Genomic DNA, 19,004 nt, shown 5'->3' with positions numbered 1-19,004 from the left:
CAGCCGGGCAAGCACCGGCCGGTGGAAGGGTGAAGTCGTCCGCGCCTGCCGTTTGCCAGCCTGGGAGCCTAGGGGCAAACAGGCCGGTTCGCAACAAGGCGATCCCCTCTCGATGCTGCCGCAGCATCCGGTGCCGCGCCCTGTCTGCGGGACCCAGAACATGAGTGGAGTCGGTATCAGCCGACGATCAGGAACATCAGGTCTTGGTTATCAGGATGTCATGCCAGGACTTATTTATCAGGAAATAGGGAAATGACCCAGTCACTGTTTGAACTCGAGCAAAAAACCGATTTTGTCCGCCGCCATATCGGCCCGGGCGAGGAAGAGCTGCGCCAGCTGCTGGCGACCGTTGGGGCCGAAAGCCTGGACGATTTGATTGAACAGACCGTGCCCGCCGCCATTCGCCTGCCGGGTCCGCTGGGGATCGGTGCCGGCATGACCGAAGTGGAGGCGCTGGCAAAGCTCAAGGGCTATGCCGCTCAGAACAAGATTGCCAAGAGCTATATCGGCATGGGTTATCACGATACCCATGTGCCCCACGTCATTTTGCGTAACGTGCTGGAAAATCCGGGTTGGTATACCGCCTACACCCCCTACCAGCCCGAGCTGGCACAGGGCCGTCTCGAAGCCCTGCTCAACTTCCAGCAGCTGACGCTGGATCTGACCGGCATGGATCTGGCGAGTGCCTCCCTGCTGGATGAAGCGACCGCCGCCGCCGAGGCGATGGCGCTGGCCAAGCGGATGGCCAAGTCCAAATCCAACCTCTTCTTCGTGGCCGATGACGTGCACCCGCAGGTGATCGACGTGGTTAAGGAGCGCGCGGTTCACTTTGGTTTCGACGTGGCGGTTGGCGCCGCGAGCGACGCGGTGAGCGAAGAGGTGTTCGGTGCCCTGTTCCAGTACCCCACCACCACAGGTGAGGTGAAAGATCTGCGCGCCCTGATTGCCGCGGTACAGGCCCAGAAAGGGCTGGCCTGCGTCAGCGCCGACCTGCTCTCCCTGCTGCTGCTCAAATCCCCGGGCGAGCTGGGCGCCGATGTGGTGTTGGGCTCCGCCCAGCGCTTTGGTGTGCCCATGGGTTACGGTGGCCCCCACGCCGCCTTCTTCGCCACCCGCGATGCCTACAAGCGCTCCATGCCGGGCCGTATCATTGGTGTCTCCAAGGATGCCCGCGGCAAGGCCGCGCTGCGTATGGCGATGCAGACCCGCGAGCAGCATATCCGCCGCGAGAAGGCCAACTCCAACATCTGTACCGCTCAGGTGCTGCTGGCCAACATGGCAAGCTTCTACGCCGTCTATCACGGCCCGGTGGGACTGAAAACCATCGCCTCCCGCGTGCACCGTCTCACTACCATTCTGGCGCTTGGCCTCAAGGCCAAGGGGGTGGCCCTCAAGCATGCCAGCTGGTTCGATACCCTGACCGTGCAAACTGCTGACAAGGCGGCGCTGATTGCCAAAGCCGAGGGGCTGGGCATCAACCTGCGCGCCGATCTGGATGGCTCGGTAGGGGTGTCCCTCTCTGAAACCACCACCCGCGCTGATGTGGCCGAGCTGTTCGAAGTCTTCCTCGGTCAAGGTCACGGGCTCGATATCGAGGCCCTCGACAAGGCGGCTCAGGCTCATCATGCCATCCCGCAGGATCTGCTGCGCACCGATGCCGTGCTGACCCACGAGGTGTTCAACAAGTACCACTCCGAAACCGAGATGCTGCGTTATATCCATCGCCTCGAAGCGAAAGATCTGGCGCTCAACTACGCCATGATTTCGCTCGGCTCCTGCACCATGAAGCTCAACGCCACCGCCGAGATGATCCCGGTGACCTGGCCCGAGTTCGGCAAGTTGCACCCGTTTGCTCCGCTGGCGCAGGCCAAGGGCTATCAGCTGCTGCTGGCCGACCTCGAAAACTGGCTGGTGAAAGTGACCGGTTACGATGCGGTTTGCATGCAGCCCAACTCCGGTGCTCAGGGCGAGTACGCTGGTCTCTTGGCCATCAAGAAGTACCATGAGTCCCGCGGTGAGGGGCATCGCGACATCTGCCTCATTCCGGCCTCTGCCCACGGCACCAACCCGGCCTCTGCCCAGATGGCGGGGCTCAAGGTGATCGTCACCGCCTGTGACAAGTCGGGCAACGTGGATCTGGACGATCTGCGCGCCAAGGCGGCCGAGGCGGGGGAGCAACTCTCCTGCCTGATGGTGACCTACCCCTCCACCCACGGGGTGTATGAGGAGACCATCAAGGAGGTGTGCGACATCGTTCACCAGCACGGTGGTCAGGTCTACCTCGACGGCGCCAACATGAACGCGCAAGTCGGGTTGACGGCGCCGGGCTTTATCGGGGCGGACGTCTCTCACCTCAACCTGCACAAGACCTTCGCCATTCCTCATGGCGGTGGCGGCCCGGGCATGGGCCCCATCGGCGTGAAGAAACATCTGGCACCGTTCGTGGCCGGTCACGCCGTAGTCAAGACCGACAAGGAGAGCCGCAACAACGGCGCCGTGTCGGCTGCACCGTTCGGTTCGGCCAGCATCCTGCCCATCAGCTGGATGTACATCGCCATGCTGGGTGACGAAGGACTGAAGAGATCCACTCAGGTGGCCATCCTCAATGCCAACTATCTGGCCAAGAAACTGGGTGAATCCTTCCCGGTGCTCTATTCCGGGCGCAACGGTCGGGTCGCTCACGAGTGCATTCTGGATATCCGTCCGCTCAAGGAGGCTTCCGGCATCAGCGAGATGGACGTGGCCAAGCGGCTGATGGACTACGGCTTCCACGCGCCGACCATGAGCTTCCCGGTAGCGGGCACCCTGATGGTCGAGCCGACCGAGTCGGAATCCAAGCGCGAACTGGATCGCTTCGTCGAGGCGATGACTTCTATCCGCGCCGAGATTGCCAAGGTGCAGGAGGGGCAGTGGAGCCTCGCCGACAACCCGCTGGTCCATGCGCCGCACACGCAGGATGACGTGATGGATGCAGAGTGGTCCCGTGGCTACAGCCGCGCCGAGGCTGTCTTCCCGTCCGACGCCGTGCGCGCCGCCAAGTTGTGGCCGTCAGTGAACCGTATCGACGACGTCTACGGCGATCGCAACCTGTTCTGTGCCTGTATCCCGACCGAGGATTACGCCAAGTAAGTGGCGTTTAGGAGCTACAGTTAAGCCTTATAAACAACAGGGCCACCCAGACGGGTGGCCCTTCGTTTACATGGACTTTATCTGCATGCTGCTATCCGAATGTCCGGCTTAAGTCCTTGAGCTGGCTCGCTTTGCTCTGCAAGTTGGCACTGGTTTCACTCACCTGATCGATTTTGAGACTGTTATCGTGAGAGAGCGAGGATATCTGGTTGATATTGCGACTGATCTCCTCGATGACCGCTTGTTGCTCGGTGGCCGCGGCGGTGATCTGGTTGGAAAAATCAGAGACCTTGTCTATCTCGACCACAACCTGATTCAGGTTGCCGGTGCTTGCCCGGGTGGTGGCGAGGCAGGCGTTGGTTCTGGTCACATTGAGATGCATCATCTCTTTCCATCCCCCCAGGGTTTGCTGGATATGGCCAATGCTGTTCTGGATCTGCTCTGTCGCCTTATGGGTTCTGGTCGACAGGCTGCGAACCTCGTCCGCCACCACTGCAAAGCCGCGCCCCTGATCGCCTGCCCGTGCGGCTTCGATGGAGGCATTGAGCGCCAGCAGGTTGGTTTGATCTGCAATGCCGCGAATTTCGCTCATGATGGTGCCGATCCGCTCGGATTCGCTCGCCAGTTCGACGGCTGACTGAAAGGCTTGCTCCGCTTGAGTAGCAAGCGCCGACATCTCTGCTCCTGCTTCCGAAAGCTGGGTGCTGGTGGTGATGCAGTGGCTACGGGCCTCTTCAATCTGGCTGTTGCTGTCTTGAATATTGCGGTTGATCTCCTCGGCGGCCGAAGCCATCTGGGTGACGGCGGTGGCAATCTGCTGGATCTGCGTGTCTTGCGAAGAGATATCCTGGCTGGCCAGCGAGGCGGAGCCGCGCAGGTCATTGGCCATGGCATTGAGCGAAGCCGTGGTGTCATCCACCCGGCCGAGTACGGTACGGATCTTCGCTTGCCCGAGTTTGATATGGAAATCGGCGATGCTGTGGGGGGCATCCCCCGAGAAGATAAGGCGGCTGATGCTGTCGTAATCCTGCTCGAGCTGCTGCAAGAATCGCGGCGTTAGGAAGAGAGGGTGGCGATTGAACCAGATTGTTGCGAAGAGGGGTATGATTACCCAGAGCGCCTGCAGCGGTGAGATCAGCCAGAGCGCGCTGATCACGCTGACGAGCAGCAGGGGGATGGTCATCATGGCCGGCGTGAGTTGACGCAGGCCCATGTGAATGGCAGAGCCGGTTTCACGGGCTTTAAGGGTTTTGTACATCTGGCTGGCACGCGCTTTGTGCTCTGCGGCGGGGCGGCAGCGGACGGATTGGTAACCCACCATCTTGCCATCTTCATAAATCGGGGTGACATAGGCATCAACCCAATAATAGCGACCATCTTTGCAGCGGTTTTTTACCATCCCTCGCCATGGTTTACCCGCCTGCAGGTGGGCCCAGAGATCGGCAAACGCTGCCTTGGGCATGTCGGGGTGGCGCACCAGATTGTGATGCTGCCCCAACATCTCTTCCAGGCGATAGCCTGCCACCTGACAAAACGCCGGATTGGCGTAGGTGATGTCCCCTTTGAGATCGGTCGTCGATACCAACTGGATATCGTCGGCAAATTCAACCTCGGTATCTGTGGTGTGAAGCGAGCTGGTTACCATGATCAGACTCCGGTTTCGGCGTAACGGAATACTTCGTCTGAGTATGGCAGAGGATGTTCATTTATTGTGTTGTTGCACATTAACTCTTGTGCTACTGCGTGGGGACGGGATGGGTCTCACATTTTTACAGCGCGGTTTGGCGAGGGGAGGCAAGCCAAGTAACATGGCGTGACTTATGGCTGTGAAGCGAGACAGGTAACGCAATGAAGTTGGATGCGATTTTATGGGATTATGACGGTACTCTGGTCAATTCGGTGCCGAAGAATATCGATATCACCAAGCAGATCCTGGCTGAGGTCGCCCCCCATCTGACCGGAGAACATCTGCCGCGCTATCTGCGCAGCGAAGCGGAATATCACCATGCCAATCACGCCGCCAAGAACTGGCAGGCGCTCTATATGGATTACTACGGTTTGTCGCGGGACGAGATGGTGCTGGCTGGCAGTCTGTGGGCCAAGCATCAGGAGATGAACCGGACCGAGGTGCGGTTTTTTGCGGGGCTGGAGGCGGTGATTGACCATTTCTCTGCCATTCCCCACGGAATTTGTTCGCAGAACTCCCAAAAGAATATTCGCCGGGTTCTGGAGCAGCATGGCGTGAACAGCCTGTTCAAGGCTGTGGTCGGCTATGATGACGTGCCCGGACAGCAGCAAAAACCCCATCCTTACGGTGGCCTCAAATGTCTGGAGTCTATCTTCGGCCCAGCCAGGTGCCAGTCGCTGATCTATATCGGTGACCATGAAGCGGATGTGCAGTTTGCCCGTCATTTGCAAGCGGCGCTTGGCGAGCAGAGCCGTGTGATATCGGTGGCTGTCGCCTATAGCCGCGCGACCCCGGAGCGCTGGGAACACCAACCCGACCATATCGCCCGTGACGTCGAGGATCTGCTCCCCATCGTCGGGCAATATCTGTAACGCCGGTTGCAGATTGCCGTACGGAATAGACAAACGCCGATCAGTTGATCGGCGTTTGTCTATGGGAAGCCTGATGGTTTCACACTCTGCTGGCTTAACACCCTGTCTGTTTAATGATGGGCGACTTAAAACAGCAGTTGTATCAGGTAGCCCATCAGTATCGCCATGCCGAGGATCACGGTAAGGAAGGCCGCAATCATCGGGGTTCTGAACATGGATTTGAGCAGGATCACCTCGGTCAGGCTGGCGCCGGCACTGCCGATGATCAGCGCCATGACGGCGCCCATTCCCATCCCTTTGCCCAGTAGTACCGACGCCAGCGGGATCACGGCCTCGGCACGGATGTAGAGCGGGATCCCGACGATGGCGCTGAATGGAATGGCCAGCGGGTTGTCGGTACCAGCATGGGCGGCGATCCACTCGGCCGGAATAAAACCGTAAATAAACGAGCCGATGAGCACCCCCAGCAGCAGGAAGGGCAATACCGTTTTGAACTGCTGCCAGGCATCGATGCGAGCCTGGACCCAGGCGGTGGGGAGCAGTGGCGCTCTGGTCAGGGCAGCCGTGCCATCGCCGCAGCAGGGGAGGGTAGCCTGTTCTGCCATCTCTGGTTGCGGAGCCGGGCAGCACGCTGGCCCGTTGAGGGGTTTGATTGCGCGAATGGCACTGCGTTGGTTGTCACTGCAATTTGTTTGAGTTGTGGCGCGGGTCGCCGGGCTACAGTCGCTACCGCAAGAGGGGGTGGCCTCTTTGGGGTCGATGACATGGCGCTCGAACCCGAGCCTGTCGAGCAGCATGCTCGCCATGATGGAGACGCTGGCAGCGATCACGGCGTAGAGCAGGGTCACTTTCCAGCCAAAGGTGGCCCACATCAAGCCGACGATGATGGGGTTCAGCAGTGGCGAGATAAACAGGAAGGTGAGGGTGGGGCCAAAGCCAGCCTTGGCCGAGAGCAGCCCTCTCAGCATGGGGATGGTGGAACAACTGCAAAAGGGGGTGACGGCACCGAGCAGGGCCGAGAGCAGATAGCCCTTGCCATGTCTCGCCCCCAGCATCCGCTGGATCTTCTCGTCGGGGATCTTCTGACGGATCAGGCTGACCCCGGCGCTAATGACCAGAAACAGAACCGACAGCTCGACAACCAGAAACAGGAACATCTGGGCTGCATCGGTCAGCATGGTTAACCACTCATTCATTGTCGTATCCTCACTTGGTTTCTATATTTCCAAAATAATCGAAATGAATGGCCGGTCAAGATATTTCTGGTATTATCGAAATATCACATTTGTGGAGAGCGCAAAGATGCAACTGGAAGAGGTCGCCAAGGCATTGAAAGAGCTGGGTCATCCGACCCGGCTGTTTATCTTCAAGCATCTGGTCAAGGCGGGAGAGCAGGGGCTGCCGGTGGGTGAGCTGCAAAAGCAGCTGGCGATCCCCGCTTCCACCCTTAGCCACCATATCGCGGCGCTGGTCTCGGTGGGGCTGGTGAAGCAAAACCGGGAGAGTCGCACCCTGCTTTGCGTCTCTCAATACGCGGTGTTGGAGGAGATCATCGCCTTTTTCCGCGATGAGTGTTGCGTCAACAGCCCGGAGCATCGGCAAGATCAAAGGCAAGGGCTGCCTTCCTGAGGGCTACGGCTGCTAGTCGTGCTGCTCGCAATAAAAAAACGCCGATCATCCGATCGGCGTTTTGCATTGTTTTTCTCAGCTGCGGGTATTAACCCAGATTGGCTGCAACCTTGCTTTGGGCCTGTCCTTTGCGCTTGATGACAAAGCCAATGCCCAGTACCACCAGCCAGGCGGGGATCAGTTCGACCGAGATGCGGAAATCGGGGGTCATATACATGATCACCAGAATACCGGCCATGAACGCGAGGCAGAGATAGTTGCCGAAGGGATACCAGAACGCCTTGAACTTGGGCTGGACGCCCTCTGCGACCTTGGCCTTGCGGAACTTGAGGTGCGCGAGGCTGATCATCGCCCAGTTGATCACCAGTGCGGAGACCACCAGCGCCATCAGTAGACCGAAGGCTTTGCCCGGCATCAGGTAGTTGATCAGCACGCAGAGCAGGGTGGCGATGGCCGAGACTGAGAGGGCAACCAGCGGCACGCCGCTCTTGTTGGTCTTGAGCAGGGCTTTCGGGCCGTTGCCCTGTTTGGCCAGACCGAACAGCATCCGGCTGTTGCAGTAGACGCAGCTGTTGTAGACCGACAGTGCCGCCGTCAGCACCACGATGTTGAGTACGGTGGCGACCAGATTGCTGTCCAGTGCGTGGAAAATCATCACGAACGGGCTGCCGCCTTCCACCACTTTACCCCAGGGGTAGAGGGACATCAGGATAGCCAGAGCGCCGATGTAGAAGATGAGGATGCGGTAGATCACCTGATTGGTTGCCTTGGGAATGCTCTTCTCGGGGTTGTCCGCTTCCGCGGCGGTAATGCCCACCAACTCGAGACCGCCGAAGGAGAACATGATCACCGCCATCGCCATCACCAGACCGCTGATGCCGTTGGGGAAGAAGCCGCCTTGGGCCCACAGGTTGGTGACGCTTGCCTCGGGGCCGCCGGCACCGGAGAGGAGCAGATAGCCGCCAAAGCCAATCATGCCGATGATGGCAACCACCTTGATGATGGCAAACCAGAACTCCATTTCGCCAAACGCTTTGACGTTGGAGAGGTTGATGGCGTTGATCAGCACGAAGAAGAAGGCTGCCGACATCCAGGTCGGGATCTCGGGCCACCAGTACTGGACATAGATGCCCACCGCGGTCAGCTCGGCCATGCTCACCAGCACGTAGAGCACCCAGTAGTTCCAGCCGGACGCAAAACCGGCAAACTCACCCCAGTATTTGTAGGCAAAGTGGCTGAAGGAGCCGGCTACCGGCTCTTCCACCACCATTTCACCGAGCTGGCGCATGATCAGGAAGGCGATAAAGCCGCCGATGGCATAACCCAGAAGGACTGAGGGGCCTGCCATCTTGATGGTTTGGGCAATGCCCAGAAAGAGGCCGGTGCCGATGGCGCCGCCCAAAGCAATCAACTGAATGTGGCGGTTTTTAAGGCCGCGCTTCAGCTCCTCACCGTCTTGTTTCAAATCCATGGGTCTGTCCTTACGTCTCTGTTGTCTCTGGTCGGTGTTGGGCTCATCCTGAGCAGGCCGCAGTGCGTAGCCAAAACCTGACGAAATCTGTATTTATTTCGTTACACCATGCCGTTTTCAATTTTTAGTGTTGGCTGGCAACTGAAGCAGAATAGTGATAATCCGCCATGAATGCACCTATTTTCCATCTCTAATGGCCGTATTTTGTACCAAAGGCAGCTTTTTCATGATTTGAAGAGGCTTATTGGTAGTTTTTGGTTGATGTTTGTGCAATCGAATTCTGTTTTGTTGACATTTTGTCTTGTTGGTGTGCTTTTGTGGTGCCAAGCCACAAATGGATGCAAATGATGCCAAACAAGCAAGAGTACAGGGAAGAGTGCAGGGAGTTGGAGTACAGAGAGCGCGAAAGCGTGCTGCAACAAGGGGTTGCCCGGGGTGTGCTGGTGGCGCTCTGGTTAGGGATTGCTGCCAGTCCGCTGTTGTTGCTGGTGGCCGCGATTATGTTGCTGGGTTGGCTGTTACTCGGTGACCAGGAGTTGCTGCACTACTGGCAGTCGCTGTTGCTGGTTGGTGGGGTAACAGGGGCGCTCGTTGGCGGCTGGCTGGCGGAGCGGGTTCGCCTGCGCCACGGTTTGCTGGCCTTTTATGCCCGGTTGATGAACAACCCTGAGCTCAATCGTTAGTTAACGCTGGCTGTTTGCCGAGCGCAGCAGAACGGAATCGAATAGCGGCTAACTGGCAGCAGGTGACAAGGGCACAACGCCAAGGTCGACAAGAAGAGGGATAAGCATTTGTGGTGTTTATCCCTTTTTTATCCATGCTTTTCACTGTCATCTATGTGAATTGCAGTTAACAACAGCTGACTTTCGCCGAGACACTGTAATTTTTATCTTTTGTTGATGTCGATAGCTGTCAAGCTAGCTTAACAGAGCTGGCGGCGCAGACCGGTTGCCTCGAGGACCTTGGCGCTGATCTCCTCCACCGAGTGGGAGCTGGTATCGAGGAAGCGGATCGCCTCCTGGCGAAACAGCCTCTCCACGCAGGCCAGCTCCTGCTCGCACTGTTCGATGGAGGAGTAGCGGCTGTTGGCACGGCGCTGGTTGCGGATCTCGTGCAGCCGCTGCGGCGCTATGGTGAGGCCAAACAGCTTGTGACGGTTGGCCTTGAGGGGGGCGGGTAGCTCCAGCATCCCCATGTCCTGCTCGATAAAGGGGTAGTTGGCGGCGCGAATGCCGAACTGCAGCGCCAGATAGAGGCTGGTGGGGGTCTTGCCGCAGCGGGAGACCCCGATCAGGATGATGTCCGCCTCATCGTACTCTTTGGTGGTGATGCCATCGTCGTTGGCCAGCGCAAAGTTAACCGCCTCGATGCGATCGTCATAGAGCTTGCGGTTCTCCATGCCGTGGGTGCGGTGGAGACGGGGCTCGGCTTTTACCCCCAGCTCCTGCTCCAGCGGGCTGACGAAGGTATTGAGAAAGTCGTGGCCGCACGCCTCCGATTTCAGTACCTCTTCCCGTACCAGCGGGTCGACGATGGTGTGAAACAGGATGGGGCGCACCCCGGTCTGGCGAAACTGCTCGTCGATCCGCATCCGTACCTGACGGGCTTTCTCCAGTGTCTCCACAAAGGGGATAGTGATCTGCTCGAAGGCCAGCGGAAACTGGCTCAGTACTGCGTGGCCGAACACTTCGGCGGTGATGGCGGTGCCGTCTGAAACATAAAATACGGTGTGCACGTAGGGCTCCTGTGATACCGCGGGTGGGGTCGCATGGGGTAAGGGGTGAGAAGTATCTCCCGAAACCATACCAGTTTTGTCAACCGGTCTGCTGTGCCCAAGTTGTGAAGTGGCTTGCAAACCTGAATCGTTATCTTTTTGTGTCGCCATTGTAGAATGTTCCGGTCATTCGACCATCCCCAACGCTTGCTCGGGGATTTTTTTGAAAACCAATAGAAAACGTTTTCATGGTCGTTGGCAACAGAAGAAATAGACAATAACGCACCTGACTTACCCATAACCTCATCGATTAAATCGGGCGCACGAGGTGCTATGGCATCGGTGCCCACCAACCTGGAGACATCCAAGTGCAACAGTACGTGCTCTGGTACGAACAACTCGGAATGCAGGACGTAGAACGAGTTGGCGGCAAGAACGCATCCCTTGGCGAGATGATCAGCAACCTCTCTGGCGCCGGCGTATCCGTGCCGGGGGGCTTTGCTACCACCGCCTTTGCGTTTAACGAGTTTCTGGAGTCAAGCGGCCTCAACGGCAAGATCCACCATCTGCTCGACAATCTGGACGTGGACGATATCGCCGCTCTCAACCGGGCCGGTCAGCAGATCCGCGACTGGGTGATCGACGCCCCGTTCCAGCCCGAGCTGGAGCAGGCGATCCGGGTTGCCTATGAAAAGTTGAGTGCCGGTGTCGAGGCCTCGTTTGCGGTGCGCTCCTCCGCCACCGCCGAGGATATGCCGGACGCCTCCTTTGCCGGTCAGCAGGAGACCTTCCTCAACGTACGTGGCATCGATGCCGTCATGACGGCGGTCAAGCATGTGTTTGCTTCCCTGTTCAACGATCGCGCCATCTCCTATCGGGTGCATCAGGGCTATGACCACAAGGGTGTTGCCCTCTCGGCCGGGGTGCAGCGGATGGTGCGCTCGGATCTCGCCGCCTCCGGCGTCATGTTTACCCTGGATACCGAGTCCGGTTTCAACGACGTGGTCTTTATCACCGGCGCCCATGGTCTGGGTGAGATGGTGGTGCAGGGGGCGGTCAACCCCGACGAGTTCTATGTGCACAAGCCGACCCTCAAGGGGGGCCGCCCGGCGGTGGTACGAAAGACCCTCGGCTCCAAGCTTATCAAGATGACCTACTCGGACGATGCCGGTCACGGCCGTCAGGTGAAGATTGTCGACACCAATGAGGCCGAGCGCAGCCGCTTCTGCATCACAGATGAGGAGGTGATGGCGCTGGCGAAACAGGCCCTCATCATCGAGCAGCACTATGGCCGCCCGATGGACATCGAGTGGGCCAAGGATGGTCAGGATGGCCAACTCTACATCGTGCAGGCCCGCCCGGAAACCGTGCGCAGCCGTCAGGAGGCCAACACCCTCGAGCGTTTTGCCCTCAAGCAAGCGGGCAAGGTGCTGATCGAGGGGCGTGCCATCGGTCACAAGATTGGCGCGGGTCCGGCGCGGGTCATCTCTTCCATCAGCCAGATGGACGAAGTGCAGCCCGGCGATGTGCTGGTGACAGACATGACCGACCCGGACTGGGAGCCCATCATGAAGCGGGCCTCCGCCATCGTCACCAACCGGGGTGGCCGCACCTGTCACGCCGCCATTATCGCCCGTGAGCTGGGCATTCCGGCAGTGGTGGGCTGTGGCAACGCTACCGATCATATTCAGCCGGGCCAGCGGATCACCGTCTCCTGCGCGGAAGGGGATACCGGTTTTATCTATGACGGCGAGCTGGACTTCGACGTGGCGGTGACCGAGGTGGGCAATATGCCGCGCCTGCCCATCAAGATCATGATGAACGTCGGCAACCCGGACCGCGCTTTCGACTTTGCCCAGTTGCCTAATGCAGGCGTAGGGCTGGCGCGCCTTGAGTTCATCATCAACCGGATGATCGGCGTGCACCCCAAGGCCTTGCTGGAGTTTGACCAGCAAACGCCAGAGCTCAAGGCCACCATCGCCAAGATGATCGCCGGCTACGACAGCCCGCGGGAGTTCTATGTGGCCAAGCTGACCGAGGGGATCGCCACTCTGGGGGCCGCCTTCTGGCCGGAGCGGGTGATCGTGCGGATGTCGGACTTCAAGTCCAACGAGTACGCCAATCTGGTGGGCGGTCGTGGCTACGAGCCCCACGAGGAGAACCCGATGATCGGTTTTCGTGGCGCATCCCGCTACATCGCCGACAGCTTCCGCCCCTGCTTTGCCCTTGAGTGCGAGGCGATCAAGCGGGTGCGCGATGTGATGGGGCTGACCAACGTCGAGGTGATGATCCCCTTCGTGCGCACCGTGGGCGAGGCGGAGCAGGTGATCGACATCCTGGCCGAGAACGGTCTGCGCCGCGGCGAGCGGGGGCTCAAGGTGATTATGATGTGCGAGATCCCGAGCAACGCCCTGTTGGCAGACAAGTTCCTCGAGCACGTTGACGGCTTCTCCATCGGCTCCAACGACATGACCCAGCTCACCCTTGGGCTGGATCGGGATTCCGGGCTCATTGCCCACCTGTTCGACGAGCGCAACGAGGCGGTCAAGGCGCTGCTGGCGATGGCGATCCTGGCAGCGCGCAAGGCGGGCAAGTACGTGGGGATCTGCGGTCAGGGCCCATCCGATCACCCGGACTTCGCCGCCTGGCTGGTGGAGCAGGGGATCGACTCGGTGTCGCTCAACCCCGATACCGTGGTCGATACCTGGCTCTATCTGGCGGAGCAGCATGGCGCCAAGTAAGTCACTGTCAAAATGAGCAGCAGAAAGGGGGCCATGATGGCCCCCTTTGTTATCTGTGTGTCGCGACCTATTTCGGCTGCTGTTCGGCCCCCGACAGCTCGATCTGCACATTCACCCCTTCGCTCTTGAGCTTGGTGGCGATGGCATTGAGATCGGTGCCCGGTTTGGCCTCCAGCAGGGCGATACCACCACTGCTCTGCTTGAAGTTCAGGCCGTGGCGAGTCGCCAGCGCCTTGGCGCTGGTATCGTCAGCTTCCACCAGCAGGGTGCCGCTTACAGTCAGCTCGGGGCTGGCGGCCCCTTGCATCAACACGTCACCGCGGCGCAGGGTCTGTTGCGGGACCTTGCTGTCAAGGCTGCGGGCGACCCGCTTCTTGCTGCCGTTGTCGGGAATGAGGTAAGTCTGGCCGTTCACCTCTATGGTGCTGTACTGCTTGCCATCCATGGTGACGGACTCCTGGGCGCAGAGCTGTCCCGAGAGGGGGGCCAGCAGGGTTGCCAGAAGCAAGGTAACAGGTTTGTTCATGGTAATACTCCTAGCGTGTTAGCTGCGGTTGGCATCGTGACCCAGGACCCGCAGGGACCATGAGATCAGCTTGCCCGGTTGGCGATTGTTGCGCTCGGTCAGGGTGGTACGCTCACGGGTCTCGCGATTGAGCAGAGAGACCTGACGGGTACCGTTGGCAACGTCGGTCACTTCCAGTCGCCATGTGCCTTGCGCCGATTCGCCGTAGAACTTGTTGGATAGCATCCGCATGTCACGCAATCCCTTGGTTCGTACAAAGCCCAGCTGCTGCTGGTCGAGAGATTGGCCGACCAGGCTGTTGAAGGGGCTCAGCAGGATGCTGCGGGTGCCGGCGGGGGAGACCAGTTCGATCAACAGATCGGGCAGGCGCTGATGATCCAGACTCACCATCACCTGAACCGCTTCCACCGTCAATGGTGTCGCGATGCGGGTTGTCGAGCTGGTCGGGCTGTTGCCCACATCCGCAATGGCGGCGGCACTGCCGGTGACATTGATCTTCTGCCACGGCAGTTGCACCAGCGGGGGGAGGGGCTGGTGATTGGCTGCCAGCTCAAGGGCCTTGTTGACGTCGATCAGACCAAAACCGTAAGTCGGGCTGAACCACATGCCGGCTGCATTGCGCTCCCACCCTTCCAGCCCTTTTACATCGCGCACCTTGCCGGTGCTGCTGGTGTAGCTGACCATCACGGGCTGATGTTTGGCATCGACCCGGGTTGCGCTGCGCGCCAGCAGATCCCGCAGGTCACGTACCGACAGATCCGGGTAGGCGGACATCAGCAGCGCCATGGCGCCGGAGGTGCTGGGGGTGGCGGAGGAGGTGCCGTTCATCACACCGTTGTAGTCACAGCTGGCATCCAGTTGCGGGTTGCCGTGCAGCCGGTTGGTGCTGGGATCGTCGGTGCGGTTGTAACCCATGTCGCAGCCGGGCAGATCCGTGGTCACCATCGCCGGAGAGTCGGTACCGTACTCGCCGCCGGTCGCGCTCAGGAAGATGTTGCTGCCGACGCTGGAGTAGGAAGACCTGACGCCATCGGCGTTGAGCGCGCTCACCACCAGGTTCCAGAAGTTGCTGTTGGAGGGATCGAGGTTGCTGTTTTCAAACGGTAATTTGGGGCCATTGCCGGTGCGGTTGAGCACATAGCCGCCCGCCGCTATCTTGTTGAAGCCGTTGCCGGCGGCTTTGATATAGGCCGCGCCCTGCGCCTTGAGGGTCTGTTGTTCAAACAGGCGATCAAGCTGGGATTGATCCAGAGAGTTGGCAGAGCGGGGATCCACCACACTCATGCCGTAGCTCTGGTTGAACACCCGGTTGTCGCGACTGGCATCGCTGTCGCCAAGGGCGTAGAGCCAATCCTTCTGCAACTGCTGGCTGTTGTCATCCAGCAGGTTGAACCCCTGCAGCTGGGCTCGCGGGGCAATCCCCTTGGTACCGATGACGTTGTCTACCGCCGCAATAATGCCGGAGACCGAAGTGCCGTGGGCCGTATCCGGATCGGTCGGTGTCGGGTCATCGCTGCCGGTCACCACGTTTTTCGAACCCGGACGCACATTCTCCGCCAGATCCGGGTGGGCGATGGCCAGACCATCATCCACCACGGCCACATTGACTCCCTGGCCCAGCACGCCGGTGCGATGAGCCCACCAGAGGTTGAGATCATTGCCCGCTATGCCGCCACGGGCGCTGAATCCATCCTGGCCGCTGTTGAGCAGATACCACTGCTGATCCTGCAGGGGATTGGCACCTGGCAGGCAGCGCTCGGTGCTGCTGCGTCCGATATCCATGCCGCTCTCCTTGCCGGTGAGCGGCGCACAACCTTCATTTGCCTGAACGAGCGCACTGGGCAGGGTCGACAGCAGTGCTGTGATCGCCAGTGCTAACGATGTTTGCTTCATTATTTTTTTAACTCCATCTTGGATCGCACTCATCCTGAGTGCGACGGAAATCTATACACGGGTGACAGGGGTTCAAAAAGAGCCATTTTCAAAAAACGTAATGAGGTTCAAAGAAATCCGATTCAGTTTGTGGTAGGTATTCCAATGACACTGGTTATGTGTTCTATTGAGAATGGTTCTCACAGCTCACTACTGATCTTTTTATCTGTAACTCACTCCTCTCGCGACTCTCCTTCGCCGCAGCCATCTCGATTCGGGGCAATCCCGAGGGGAGCTCGTGCGCTCTTGAACGTGAGTGGCATTGTTGTGTGTGCCAATGTGATACAGCTATGCATTCGGGGGTGACAGCAAGGGTGATGAGGTGGGACCAGCGGTTTATTGCTTGGCGGCGGTGGATGGCTCTGTTATGGTAATTGAAATAGCCGTTTGGATGGCTAGATTGCTGCGGTTTGAGGGGCCTAATCTATGAGAGTCACCCCGCCGCAGTCCCATAGCTTGATGCGTACCTGACAGGGAGTCCCTATGCCGTTTCGTTCCTTCTTATCTTCTCCTTTGACTGTTTCCTTGCGCGCCACTGCTGGCGCCAGCACCTTTATTGCCGCGATGGCGGTCGGGAGCCTCTCTTTTTCCGCGGTTGCCGCCGATGCGTCCTTGCCGGCCAAACAGGAGATCGTGATTGGTACCACGGTGGGGGATTTTGCCGACATGGTGACCGACTCCATCAAGCCGCAGCTGGAGGCCAAGGGGTACAAGGTCAAGCTGGTGGAGTTCACCGACTATGTGACCCCCAATATTGCTCTGGCTGACGGATCACTGGATGTGAACTGCTTCCAGCACAAACCCTATCTGGAGAGTTTTGCCAAAGATCGCGGCTTGTCGCTTGCGCCCATTACCCAGGTGCCAACCGGTCCGATGGGACTATATTCCGGCAAGTTGGCAGCACTCGACAAGGTGAAAGAGGGGAGCACGGTGGCCATCCCCAACGATCCCACCAATCAGGCGCGGGCGCTGTTGATGCTGCAGGATCTTGGTTGGCTCACTCTCAAGGAGGGGATAAACCCGCTCAAGGCGAGCGAGTTTGATGTGGTGAACAATCCGCACAATCTCAAGCTGGTGTTGCTGGAGGCGGCGCAACTGCCCCGCTCGCGCGAGGATGTGGACTTCTCGGTGATCAACGGTAATTTTGCCGCCTCCAGCGGTATCCCGTTCAGTGAAGGACTGTTTCTGGAGCGCAGCTACGATTTCATCAACTGGGTGGTGGTGAAAAGCGCAGATGCGGATCAGCCGTTTGCCAAAGATGTGGCGGAAGCCTACAACTCGGCGGCTTTCAAAGCCTATGCAGCCAAGCGTTTCGTCGGCTACAAGTACCCGCAAGGGTGGGGTGGCTAACAGTCGTGAACGTGGCACGGCTATACAACGAAAAACGCCCCGAATTCGGGGCGTTTTTTATGGTATCAAGCCATCAACGGGCGCTTCACTGGTTGCGATAGAAGCGGTTCAGCTCGTTCATCACCTGGATCATGGCGCCCATATCCGGGGTGCCGTGCTTGATCGGGCGATAGCTGTTGCGCTCCAGCAGTTCGAAGTCACCCTGCTTGTTGAAGTGGGTGATGGTGTCCCCTTCATAGATGGCGAAGTCGTTCTGATCCCCGGCCAGCAGCCAGTTGCGCGGGCTGGTATCAAACAGCGAGCGGCCAATGCTGTAATCGCGCGCCGGATTGCGCACGCCCAGCATCCCCTGCATCAGGGTCGGCGCCAGATCGAAATGGCTGCTTGGTTGTTCCCGAACGTCACTGCCGCGCCCCGGCCAGGCCAGTACCAGCGGTACCTGCACCTGATAGGGTGAGTAGTTGCTGCCTGCGCCCCAGCTGTTGCTGCGGGTGTCGTTGAACTCCTGACCGTGGTTGGAGGTAATGACGACGATGGTGTTGCTGTCCATCCCCTGCGACTGCAATTTGGTCAGCATCTGCTCAAGCAACTGGTCGGTATAGAAGACCGAGTTCTTGTAGCGGTTCTCCAGTTTTTGCAGGTTCTCCGCCCGATAGGCGGTCGCCGGATTGAAGTTGGCAAGCTCCGGCTGGAACGGCCCCTTCATGGTTGCGGGCAACTGGTAGTCGCCGGGGCTCGAGAGATAGACCAGCGAGAACCAGGGACGCTCGGGAGAGCGCTTCTCCAGCCACTGTTGCCAGTCGGTCAGCAGCTTGCCATCGTCACTCTGCTCTGAGACAAACACCTGTTTGCGCAGACCGGCGAGGATGCTCTTGCGATACTTCTGGGCATCTTCCATCGCGCCGAACAGCCCGAACTGGTAATCCTGGCGCAGCATCTCGTCGAACAGCACCGGCGGACGCTTGTCGCTGCTGATGTCTTTGTAGTAGTGACCGGGCAACCCGTAGAAGAGGCTGAACATGCCCATCAGGTCGTCGTTGCCGCCACTCAGGTGATTGCGGAACGTCAGATGCTGGTCCGCATAGCGCTGCAGATTGGGCATGTTGATGTTGTTGAGCATGTCAAAACGCAATGAGTCGACCACCACAATCAGCAGATTGTTGTGAGTCAGGGGGGCGTTGACGTTGAGCGGGCGCAGCGGATAGTGCATCCGGCTGTCGCTGTTATCACCCTGGGAGGCCGCCTGCTTCTCGTACTGATCCAGATCCAGCCAGCCATGTTTGGCCAGGAAGGAGCGGGCCGTCATGGGGTAGGAGAGGGGGAAGTTGGCTCTCTGCATGGTGATCGGCTGATAGAGGGTCGCATCGGCCCAGCTGTTGACCACGTGGGTCAGAATAAAGCAGATCAGCAGGGCCAGCCCCACCTGATTGCCGTACTGGCGGCGCTTGCGCTTGTTGATCTTGCGCCAGACATAGGCCGACAGCAGCAGTTGCAGCAGGAAGATGGTGGGCACGGCAACGAAGATGATGCTCCAGATTGAGCCCTCTTCGGTCTGCGCCTGATCCAGCAGCAACTGCCATACCTGACTGTTGAGGTGGAACTTGAACAGCCGGAATACCTGGGTGTCGATCAGCAGCAGCACCAGCGCCAGGGTAGCGATGATGGCCGAGATGAACCGCAACGACTTCTCCTTGGGCAGCACGAAGCTGAGCGGGAAGATCGTCAACAGGTAGGTGACAAAACTCAGAAACGAGAAGTGGCCAATCCAGCTTACAACGAGATAGATCACGCCAAGCGTCGTCGATGGCCAGCTGATGGCACCCAGATAACGGGTGGCGATGAGCATGGCCAGAATAATGTTGAAGAAGGAGAACCAATGCCCCCAGGTGATCAGGCGAGAGACATTATCACGATAGGGGTTACCGGTTTCGACCATAGTGATCCATCTGCGTT

General features: G+C 58.9%; 13 protein-coding genes. 6 read left to right on the top strand and 7 right to left on the bottom strand.

The genetic code is table 11. The annotated features are described in order from the left end of the window. Window positions 1–252 precede the first annotated feature (252 nt). Window positions 253–3,129 carry an aminomethyl-transferring glycine dehydrogenase gene (gcvP, locus tag AB5Y99_RS07190; RefSeq protein ID WP_368209230.1) on the top strand — a complete coding sequence of 959 codons (2,877 nt, stop codon included), beginning with the start codon at window positions 253–255 and terminating at the stop codon, window positions 3,127–3,129. 91 nt (window positions 3,130–3,220) lie between these two features. Here gcvP and AB5Y99_RS07185 read toward each other — a convergent pair whose 3' ends face one another. Continuing rightward, a complete protein-coding gene (locus AB5Y99_RS07185; protein ID WP_368209228.1) occupies window positions 3,221–4,774 on the bottom strand; it encodes a methyl-accepting chemotaxis protein in 1,554 nt (517 codons plus the stop codon). A 203-nt stretch (window positions 4,775–4,977) separates the two neighbouring features. Here AB5Y99_RS07185 and AB5Y99_RS07180 point away from each other — a divergent pair, with 203 nt between their 5' ends. Then, a complete protein-coding gene (locus AB5Y99_RS07180) occupies window positions 4,978–5,688 on the top strand; it encodes an HAD family hydrolase (protein ID WP_139747419.1) in 711 nt (236 codons plus the stop codon). 125 nt (window positions 5,689–5,813) lie between these two features. Here AB5Y99_RS07180 and AB5Y99_RS07175 read toward each other — a convergent pair whose 3' ends face one another. Continuing rightward, window positions 5,814–6,884 (bottom strand): permease, encoded by a 1,071-nt coding sequence (locus AB5Y99_RS07175; protein WP_368209225.1) that lies wholly within the window; start codon window positions 6,882–6,884, stop codon window positions 5,814–5,816. A 106-nt stretch (window positions 6,885–6,990) separates the two neighbouring features. Here AB5Y99_RS07175 and AB5Y99_RS07170 point away from each other — a divergent pair, with 106 nt between their 5' ends. Continuing rightward, window positions 6,991–7,317: a helix-turn-helix transcriptional regulator gene (locus AB5Y99_RS07170; protein ID WP_058056143.1), complete on the top strand. Its 327-nt coding sequence runs from the start codon at window positions 6,991–6,993 to the stop codon at window positions 7,315–7,317. Window positions 7,318–7,405: 88 nt separating this feature from the next. Here the strand turns inward: AB5Y99_RS07170 and AB5Y99_RS07165 are convergent, their stop codons facing one another. Next, window positions 7,406–8,788 carry an amino acid permease gene (locus AB5Y99_RS07165; protein WP_005352966.1) on the bottom strand — a complete coding sequence of 461 codons (1,383 nt, stop codon included), beginning with the start codon at window positions 8,786–8,788 and terminating at the stop codon, window positions 7,406–7,408. A 347-nt stretch (window positions 8,789–9,135) separates the two neighbouring features. On the opposite strand from AB5Y99_RS07165, the gene AB5Y99_RS07160 reads away from it, so the two are divergent. Further along, entirely contained in the window at window positions 9,136–9,471 is a 336-nt protein-coding gene (locus tag AB5Y99_RS07160; RefSeq protein WP_127007553.1) for a hypothetical protein, read from the top strand. 239 nt (window positions 9,472–9,710) lie between these two features. Here AB5Y99_RS07160 and AB5Y99_RS07155 read toward each other — a convergent pair whose 3' ends face one another. Next, window positions 9,711–10,523, bottom strand: coding sequence for a pyruvate, water dikinase regulatory protein (locus tag AB5Y99_RS07155; RefSeq protein WP_005344832.1), 813 nt, complete (start codon window positions 10,521–10,523; stop codon window positions 9,711–9,713). 347 nt (window positions 10,524–10,870) lie between these two features. Here AB5Y99_RS07155 and ppsA point away from each other — a divergent pair, with 347 nt between their 5' ends. Then, entirely contained in the window at window positions 10,871–13,243 is a 2,373-nt protein-coding gene (ppsA, locus tag AB5Y99_RS07150; RefSeq protein WP_368209223.1) for a phosphoenolpyruvate synthase, read from the top strand. 67 nt (window positions 13,244–13,310) lie between these two features. On the opposite strand, the gene AB5Y99_RS07145 is transcribed toward ppsA, so the two are convergent. Then, window positions 13,311–13,769 (bottom strand): hypothetical protein, encoded by a 459-nt coding sequence (locus AB5Y99_RS07145; RefSeq protein ID WP_335856648.1) that lies wholly within the window; start codon window positions 13,767–13,769, stop codon window positions 13,311–13,313. An 18-nt stretch (window positions 13,770–13,787) separates the two neighbouring features. After that, window positions 13,788–15,662 carry a S8 family serine peptidase gene (locus AB5Y99_RS07140; RefSeq protein ID WP_368209221.1) on the bottom strand — a complete coding sequence of 625 codons (1,875 nt, stop codon included), beginning with the start codon at window positions 15,660–15,662 and terminating at the stop codon, window positions 13,788–13,790. A gap of 603 nt (window positions 15,663–16,265) precedes the next feature. Between AB5Y99_RS07140 and AB5Y99_RS07135 the strand changes: the two genes are divergently transcribed. Next, window positions 16,266–17,051, top strand: a complete 786-nt coding sequence (locus AB5Y99_RS07135; protein WP_368209247.1) for a MetQ/NlpA family ABC transporter substrate-binding protein — start codon at window positions 16,266–16,268, stop codon at window positions 17,049–17,051. An 85-nt stretch (window positions 17,052–17,136) separates the two neighbouring features. Here the strand turns inward: AB5Y99_RS07135 and AB5Y99_RS07130 are convergent, their stop codons facing one another. Continuing rightward, the gene (locus AB5Y99_RS07130) at window positions 17,137–18,987 is read right to left on the bottom strand and encodes a DUF3413 domain-containing protein (RefSeq protein ID WP_021229063.1); all 1,851 of its coding nucleotides are present in this window, start codon (window positions 18,985–18,987) and stop codon (window positions 17,137–17,139) included. Window positions 18,988–19,004 lie beyond the last annotated feature (17 nt).

It is taken from the genome of Aeromonas sp. R4-2 (assembly GCF_040908295.1).
GTDB lineage: Bacteria > Pseudomonadota > Gammaproteobacteria > Enterobacterales > Aeromonadaceae > Aeromonas > Aeromonas veronii.
Note: the sequence above shows the minus strand (reverse complement) of the source record. Positions and strands in the feature narration are given on the sequence as shown.